We start from the raw sequence: 6065 nt of genomic DNA, 5'->3' as shown, positions 1-6065 counted from the left end.
GCGTACAGGGCGGTATCGTCGAGAAAGAAGCGCCACTGCACGCTTCCAACGTCGCCATTTTCAACGGCGCAACCAACAAGGCTGACCGCGTTGGTTTCAAAGTTGAAGACGGCAAAAAAATTCGTGTCTTCAAGTCGACCCAAAAAGCGGTTGATGCTTGAACACTGCTAGGTAGAAGACCATGGCACGACTGAAAGAGCTTTACTGGAAGGAAATCGCACCGAAGCTTAAGGAAGAACTTAAGCTGTCGAACGTGATGGAAGTTCCACGCGTAACAAAGATCACCCTGAACATGGGTCTGGGCGAAGCGATCGGTGACAAGAAAGTCATCGAGCACGCTGTTGCCGACCTGGAAAAGATCACCGGTCAGAAAGTCGTTGTGACTCACGCTCGGAAATCCATCGCTGGCTTCAAAGTCCGTGAAGGTTGGCCGATCGGCGTCAAAGTGACCCTGCGCCGCGATCGTATGTACGAATTCCTGGATCGTCTGCTGTCGATCTCCCTGCCTCGGGTTCGCGACTTCCGCGGCCTGAATGCCAAGTCCTTCGACGGTCGTGGCAACTACAGCATGGGCGTGAAAGAGCAGATCATCTTCCCGGAAATCGATTACGACAAGATCGATGCCCTGCGCGGTCTGGACATTACCCTGACCACCACTGCTCGTACGGACGAAGAAGGTCGCGCTCTGCTGCGTGCTTTCAAGTTCCCGTTCCGCAACTGATTGGAGTAGGACCATGGCCAAGAAGAGCATGAAAAACCGTGAGCTGAAGCGTCAGCTCACCGTTGCCAAGTACGCCACCAAGCGTGCTGCACTGAAAGCGATCATCGTGGATCTGAACGCAACTCCAGAAGCACGTTGGGAAGCGACAGTCGCACTGCAGAAGCAACCACGTGACGCAAGCGCTTCGCGCATGCGTAACCGTTGCCGTCTGACCGGTCGTCCACACGGCGTTTACCGCAAGTTCGGGCTGGCCCGTAACAAACTGCGTGAAGCTGCCATGCGTGGCGACGTACCAGGTCTGGTCAAAGCCAGCTGGTAAGGCGCACTTCTCGTATCACGGCGGTCGGCCTCTCACGAAGCCGACCAGCGTGACGCCTGAATTCGAATCAAGCCCCTTTTGGGGCTTGATTCGTTTCTGGGGTGCGTCTAGAATTGCCGGCTCGCCAGAGCCCGTGTTTTCACGTGCCCGGAATTTTTAGGCGATAAGCTGTAGCCGCAAGGCTCATATTTTTTGTATCAGGAGCGTCTAGCCCATGAGTATGCAGGACCCGTTAGCGGACATGCTAACTCGTATCCGTAATGCCCAGATGGCTGAAAAGTCCGTCGTAAGCATGCCATCTTCCACTCTGAAGGTGGCTGTAGCCAAAGTTCTGAAAGACGAAGGCTACATCGCGGGTTATCAGATCAGCAGCGAAACCAAACCACTGCTGTCCATCGAGCTGAAGTACTTCGAAGGCCGTCCGGTCATCGAAGAAGTCAAGCGCGTCAGCCGTCCAGGCCTGCGCCAGTACAAGTCCGTTGAGGATCTGCCAAAAGTTCGTGGCGGCCTCGGCGTGTCTATCGTCTCCACCAACAAAGGTGTGATGACGGATCGTGCTGCGCGCGCTGCCGGTGTCGGCGGCGAAGTGCTTTGCACAGTGTTCTAAGGGGGGGATAAGCATGTCACGCGTAGCTAAGAACCCCGTTAAGTTGCCTGCAGGCGTCGAAGTCAAGATCGCTGGTCAGCAACTGTCGGTGAAGGGTGCCAAGGGCACTCTCGACCTGAATGTTCACTCGTCCGTTGAAGTCGTCCAGGAAGCTGGTGAGCTGCGTTTCGCTGCTCGCAATGGCGACCAGCAGACTCGTGCAATGGCCGGTACCACTCGTGCGTTGGTCAACAACATGGTCCAGGGCGTAAGCCAAGGCTTCGAGCGCAAGCTCCAGTTGGTCGGTGTTGGTTACAAGGCCCAGGCAAAAGGCAAGGTTCTGAACCTGGCCCTTGGCTTCTCGCACCCAGTGGATTACGAACTGCCGGAAGGCGTTACCGCTGAGACCCCAAGCCAGACCGATATCCTGATCAAGGGCATCGACAAGCAGCTGGTTGGTCAAGTGGCCGCGGAAATCCGCGACTTCCGTCGTCCAGAGCCGTACAAAGGCAAAGGCGTGCGTTACGCGGACGAAGTTGTCCGTCGTAAAGAAGCCAAGAAGAAGTAGGGCATAGCAAATGACCGTCAAAAAAGTTACCCGACTGCGTCGCGCTCGCAAAGCACGTCTGAAGATGCACGAACTCGAAGTCGTTCGTCTCTGCGTGTTCCGCTCTTCGCAGCACATCTACGCCCAGGTCATCTCGGCCGACGGCGGCAAAGTCCTGGCAAACGCCTCGACTCTGGACAAAGAACTGCGTGATGGCGCCACTGGCAACATCGACGCGGCCACTAAAGTTGGCCAGCTGATCGCTGCGCGTGCGAAAGCCGCCGGCGTTTCTCAAGTGGCTTTTGATCGTTCCGGCTTCAAGTACCACGGTCGCGTCAAGGCGCTGGCTGATGCTGCTCGTGAAGGCGGGCTGGAGTTCTAAGTTATGGCAAATAACGACCAAAAACGCGACGAAGGCTACATCGAGAAGCTGGTTCAGGTTAATCGCGTAGCAAAAACCGTAAAAGGCGGCCGTATCTTCACTTTCACCGCGCTGACCGTGGTGGGTGATGGTAAAGGTCGTGTTGGCTTTGGCCGTGGCAAGTCGCGTGAAGTGCCTGCTGCTATCCAGAAAGCCATGGAAGCTGCTCGCCGCAACATGATCCAGGTTGATCTGAACGGCACCACTCTGCAGTACGCCATGAAGTCCGCCCACGGCGCTTCGAAGGTTTACATGCAGCCTGCTTCCGAAGGTACCGGCATCATCGCCGGCGGCGCGATGCGTGCTGTCCTGGAAGTTGCCGGCGTTCAGAACGTTCTGGCCAAGTGCTACGGTTCGACCAACCCTGTCAACGTTGTTCACGCAACGTTCAAGGGTCTGAAAGCCATGCAGTCTCCTGAGTCCATCGCTGCCAAGCGCGGCCTGAACGTTGAGGAGATCATCTGATCATGGCTACCGTAAAAGTAACGCTGATCAAGAGCGTCAGCGGCCGTATCCCTAGCCACAAACTGTGCGTCAAGGGTCTGGGTCTGCGTCGTATCGGTCACACTGTAGAAGTCGCTGACACCCCGGAAAACCGTGGGATGATCAACAAGGCTTACTACATGCTGCGCGTCGAGGGTTAATCGATGAAACTCAATGATCTGAGTCCAGCGCCGGGTTCCCGTCGCGAGAAGCATCGTCCGGGTCGTGGTATCGGTAGTGGTTTGGGCAAGACCGGTGGCCGTGGCCACAAAGGTCAAACCTCCCGCTCCGGTGGCACCATTGCTCCGGGCTTCGAAGGCGGTCAACAGCCGCTGCATCGTCGTCTGCCGAAGTTCGGCTTCGTCTCTCTGAAAGCTATGGATCGTGCAGAAGTTCGCACTTCCGAGCTGGCTAAAGTCGAAGGCGTCGTAACCGTGCAGTCCCTGAAGGATGCCAACGTGATCAACCAAAACGTACAGCGCGTGAAAATCATGCTGTCCGGTGAGGTTACTCGCGCGGTCACCCTCAAAGGTATCGCAGCCACCAAAGGTGCGCGTGCGGCTATCGAAGCAGCTGGCGGCAAGTTCGAGGAATAAATGGCTAAGCAAGGTGCTCTCTCAGCGCTCAGCAAAAGCGGCGGGTTGTCCGAGCTCTGGGCTCGACTGCGTTTCCTGTTCCTGGCGATTATCGTCTACCGGATCGGTGCGCATATCCCAGTTCCAGGTATCAACCCTGACCGGCTGGCGGACCTGTTTCGACAGAATGAGGGGACCATTCTTAGCTTGTTCAACATGTTTTCCGGTGGTGCGCTGGAGCGCATGAGCATTTTTGCACTGGGGATCATGCCGTACATCTCGGCATCGATCATCATGCAGCTCATGACCGCTGTCAGCCCACAGCTGGAGCAGTTGAAGAAGGAAGGTGAGGCTGGTCGTCGCAAGATCAGCCAATACACCCGCTATGGCACCGTCGTCCTGGCTCTGGTTCAAGCTATTGGCATGTCCATTGGCTTGGCCGGTCAGGGCGTTGCTTTCTCTGCAGGCCTGGGCTTCCACTTCGTTGCAGTCACCACCTTCGTGGCCGGTGCGCTGTTCATGATGTGGCTGGGTGAGCAGATCACGGAGCGCGGTGTCGGCAACGGTATCTCGATGTTGATTTTTTCGGGTATCGTCGCCGGTCTTCCGAGAGCGATCGGGCAGTCTTTCGAGTCTGCACGTCAGGGTGATATCAACATTTTCGCTTTGGTCGCCATCGGTTTGCTGGCAGTAGCGATCATCGGTTTCGTGGTGTTCATTGAGCGTGGTCAGCGTCGTATCGCTGTTCACTACGCCAAGCGTCAGCAGGGCCGTAAGGTTTTTGCTGCGCAGACCAGCCACCTGCCGTTGAAAGTGAACATGGCTGGCGTCATTCCAGCCATTTTCGCAAGCAGCATTCTGCTGTTTCCGGCTTCGCTGGGTGCCTGGTTCGGTCAGTCTGAAGGTATGGGCTGGTTGCAGGACATCTCGCAGTCGATCGCTCCTGGTCAGCCGTTGAATATTCTGCTGTTTAGTGCAGGGATTATTTTCTTCTGCTTCTTCTATACGGCGTTGATGTTCAATCCGAAAGACGTAGCGGAAAACCTGAAGAAGTCCGGTGCCTTTATTCCGGGCATTCGTCCTGGTGAGCAGTCTGCGCGCTACATTGACGGCGTTCTGACCCGGCTGACCATGTTCGGTGCTCTTTATATGATGGCCGTGTGCCTGCTGCCCCAGTTCCTGGTGGTTGCTGCAAACGTGCCGTTCTACCTTGGCGGGACTTCGCTGCTGATCGTGGTTGTGGTTGTGATGGACTTCATGTCCCAAGTGCAATCTCACCTCGTGTCGCACCAGTACGAATCCCTGATGAAGAAAGCCAACCTGAAGGGCTACGGCAGCGGAATGCTGCGCTGAAGCACCCATAAGGTTCGAGGAGTTGGTGATGAAAGTTCGTGCATCGGTGAAAAAGCTGTGCCGTAACTGCAAAATTATTCGCCGCGAAGGTGTTGTTCGAGTAATTTGCAGCGCGGAACCACGTCACAAGCAGCGCCAAGGCTGAGTGTGATCTGTGCTACAAAGCCCAGCAGCTAGTGCGCTGCTGGGTTGATTATTTGTTATTACAGCGATATTATCTCGCGCCCTATTTCTTGGCTTCCGGGGCGTAGGTAGCTGTCAATTGGAGTCCCACTGAATGGCCCGTATTGCAGGCGTTAACATTCCAGATAACAAGCATACTGTTATCTCGCTGACCTACATCTATGGTGTTGGTCGCACGACTGCACAGAAAATCTGTGCAACCACCGGGGTGAACCCGGCTGCGAAGATCAAAGATCTGAGCGACGAGCAGATTGAACAGCTGCGTGGCGAAGTCGCGAAGTTCACCACTGAAGGTGACCTGCGTCGCGAAATCAACATGAAAATCAAGCGCTTGATGGATTTGGGCTGCTACCGTGGCCTGCGCCATCGTCGTGGTCTGCCAGTACGCGGTCAGCGTACCAAGACTAACGCGCGTACCCGTAAAGGTCCGCGTAAGCCGATCCGCAAGTAATCGCACCAGCGAATCGACAGGAATTTAGACATGGCAAAACCTGCTGCTCGTCCTCGTAAAAAAGTCAAAAAGACAGTGGTTGATGGCATCGCCCACATCCACGCGTCTTTTAACAACACCATCGTAACCATTACCGATCGTCAAGGTAACGCTCTGTCCTGGGCAACCTCCGGCGGTTCGGGTTTCCGTGGTTCGCGTAAGTCCACCCCGTTCGCGGCTCAGGTAGCTGCAGAGCGTGCTGGTCAAGCTGCGCTGGAATACGGTCTGAAGAACCTCGACGTTAACGTCAAGGGTCCAGGCCCAGGTCGTGAATCCGCTGTCCGTGCTTTGAACGGCTGTGGCTATAAGATCGCCAGCATCACCGACGTGACGCCAATCCCGCACAACGGGTGCCGTCCGCCGAAGAAGCGCCGCGTGTAATCCAGG

Annotated in this window: 13 protein-coding genes; all 13 read left to right on the top strand. The window is 55.8% G+C overall.

All coding sequences use genetic code 11. The annotated features are described in order from the left end of the window. Window positions 1–161, top strand: a 161-nt coding sequence (rplX, locus tag ACIPL0_RS17235; protein ID WP_400731562.1) for a 50S ribosomal protein L24, incomplete at its 5' end; no start/stop codon positions are given. Window positions 162–181: 20 nt separating this feature from the next. Beyond that, the gene (gene rplE, locus ACIPL0_RS17230; RefSeq protein ID WP_400731560.1) at window positions 182–721 is read left to right on the top strand and encodes a 50S ribosomal protein L5; all 540 of its coding nucleotides are present in this window, start codon (window positions 182–184) and stop codon (window positions 719–721) included. Window positions 722–734: 13 nt separating this feature from the next. Further along, a complete protein-coding gene (gene rpsN, locus ACIPL0_RS17225) occupies window positions 735–1040 on the top strand; it encodes a 30S ribosomal protein S14 (RefSeq protein ID WP_400597424.1) in 306 nt (101 codons plus the stop codon). A 214-nt stretch (window positions 1041–1254) separates the two neighbouring features. Beyond that, window positions 1255–1647, top strand: coding sequence for a 30S ribosomal protein S8 (rpsH, locus tag ACIPL0_RS17220; RefSeq protein WP_003228724.1), 393 nt, complete (start codon window positions 1255–1257; stop codon window positions 1645–1647). Between the two features lie 13 nt (window positions 1648–1660). Next, a complete protein-coding gene (gene rplF, locus ACIPL0_RS17215; protein WP_400597425.1) occupies window positions 1661–2194 on the top strand; it encodes a 50S ribosomal protein L6 in 534 nt (177 codons plus the stop codon). A gap of 10 nt (window positions 2195–2204) precedes the next feature. Further along, complete coding sequence (gene rplR / locus ACIPL0_RS17210) at window positions 2205–2555, top strand: 50S ribosomal protein L18 (RefSeq protein ID WP_400597426.1); 351 nt, start codon at window positions 2205–2207, stop codon at window positions 2553–2555. 3 nt (window positions 2556–2558) lie between these two features. Then, window positions 2559–3059 carry a 30S ribosomal protein S5 gene (rpsE, locus tag ACIPL0_RS17205; protein WP_093468883.1) on the top strand — a complete coding sequence of 167 codons (501 nt, stop codon included), beginning with the start codon at window positions 2559–2561 and terminating at the stop codon, window positions 3057–3059. 2 nt (window positions 3060–3061) lie between these two features. Then, the gene (gene rpmD / locus ACIPL0_RS17200; protein WP_400597427.1) at window positions 3062–3238 is read left to right on the top strand and encodes a 50S ribosomal protein L30; all 177 of its coding nucleotides are present in this window, start codon (window positions 3062–3064) and stop codon (window positions 3236–3238) included. 3 nt (window positions 3239–3241) lie between these two features. Next, entirely contained in the window at window positions 3242–3673 is a 432-nt protein-coding gene (rplO, locus tag ACIPL0_RS17195) for a 50S ribosomal protein L15 (protein WP_037017733.1), read from the top strand. Beyond that, on the top strand, window positions 3674–5005 hold the full coding sequence (secY, locus tag ACIPL0_RS17190) for a preprotein translocase subunit SecY (RefSeq protein WP_400731559.1): 1332 nt from the start codon (window positions 3674–3676) through the stop codon (window positions 5003–5005). 28 nt (window positions 5006–5033) lie between these two features. Then, the gene (gene rpmJ, locus ACIPL0_RS17185) at window positions 5034–5150 is read left to right on the top strand and encodes a 50S ribosomal protein L36 (protein ID WP_002555468.1); all 117 of its coding nucleotides are present in this window, start codon (window positions 5034–5036) and stop codon (window positions 5148–5150) included. Between the two features lie 132 nt (window positions 5151–5282). Next, window positions 5283–5639 carry a 30S ribosomal protein S13 gene (gene rpsM / locus ACIPL0_RS17180; protein WP_004883692.1) on the top strand — a complete coding sequence of 119 codons (357 nt, stop codon included), beginning with the start codon at window positions 5283–5285 and terminating at the stop codon, window positions 5637–5639. Window positions 5640–5669: 30 nt separating this feature from the next. Then, a complete protein-coding gene (gene rpsK, locus ACIPL0_RS17175; protein WP_002555466.1) occupies window positions 5670–6059 on the top strand; it encodes a 30S ribosomal protein S11 in 390 nt (129 codons plus the stop codon). The last annotated feature ends 6 nt before the right edge of the window (window positions 6060–6065 follow it).

Origin of the sequence: Pseudomonas sp. NPDC090208 (assembly GCF_044746785.1) — a bacterium.
In the GTDB taxonomy this organism is placed as follows: Bacteria; Pseudomonadota; Gammaproteobacteria; order Pseudomonadales; family Pseudomonadaceae; genus Aquipseudomonas.
This window is presented reverse-complemented; position numbering and strand designations above follow the sequence as displayed.

Excerpts from the sequence above, each read along its gene's own strand:
- rplE (WP_400731560.1), top strand. The coding sequence starts at position 182 with ATGGCACGACTGAAAGAGCTTTACTGGAAGGAAATCGCACCGAAGCTT.
- rplF (WP_400597425.1), top strand. The coding sequence starts at position 1,661 with ATGTCACGCGTAGCTAAGAACCCCGTTAAGTTGCCTGCAGGCGTCGAA.
- rplR (WP_400597426.1), top strand. The coding sequence starts at position 2,205 with ATGACCGTCAAAAAAGTTACCCGACTGCGTCGCGCTCGCAAAGCACGT.
- rpsN (WP_400597424.1), top strand. The coding sequence starts at position 735 with ATGGCCAAGAAGAGCATGAAAAACCGTGAGCTGAAGCGTCAGCTCACC.
- rpmJ (WP_002555468.1), top strand. The coding sequence starts at position 5,034 with ATGAAAGTTCGTGCATCGGTGAAAAAGCTGTGCCGTAACTGCAAAATT.
- rpsM (WP_004883692.1), top strand. The coding sequence starts at position 5,283 with ATGGCCCGTATTGCAGGCGTTAACATTCCAGATAACAAGCATACTGTT.
- rplO (WP_037017733.1), top strand. The coding sequence starts at position 3,242 with ATGAAACTCAATGATCTGAGTCCAGCGCCGGGTTCCCGTCGCGAGAAG.
- secY (WP_400731559.1), top strand. The coding sequence starts at position 3,674 with ATGGCTAAGCAAGGTGCTCTCTCAGCGCTCAGCAAAAGCGGCGGGTTG.
- rpsK (WP_002555466.1), top strand. The coding sequence starts at position 5,670 with ATGGCAAAACCTGCTGCTCGTCCTCGTAAAAAAGTCAAAAAGACAGTG.
- rpsE (WP_093468883.1), top strand. The coding sequence starts at position 2,559 with ATGGCAAATAACGACCAAAAACGCGACGAAGGCTACATCGAGAAGCTG.
- rpsH (WP_003228724.1), top strand. The coding sequence starts at position 1,255 with ATGAGTATGCAGGACCCGTTAGCGGACATGCTAACTCGTATCCGTAAT.
- rpmD (WP_400597427.1), top strand. The coding sequence starts at position 3,062 with ATGGCTACCGTAAAAGTAACGCTGATCAAGAGCGTCAGCGGCCGTATC.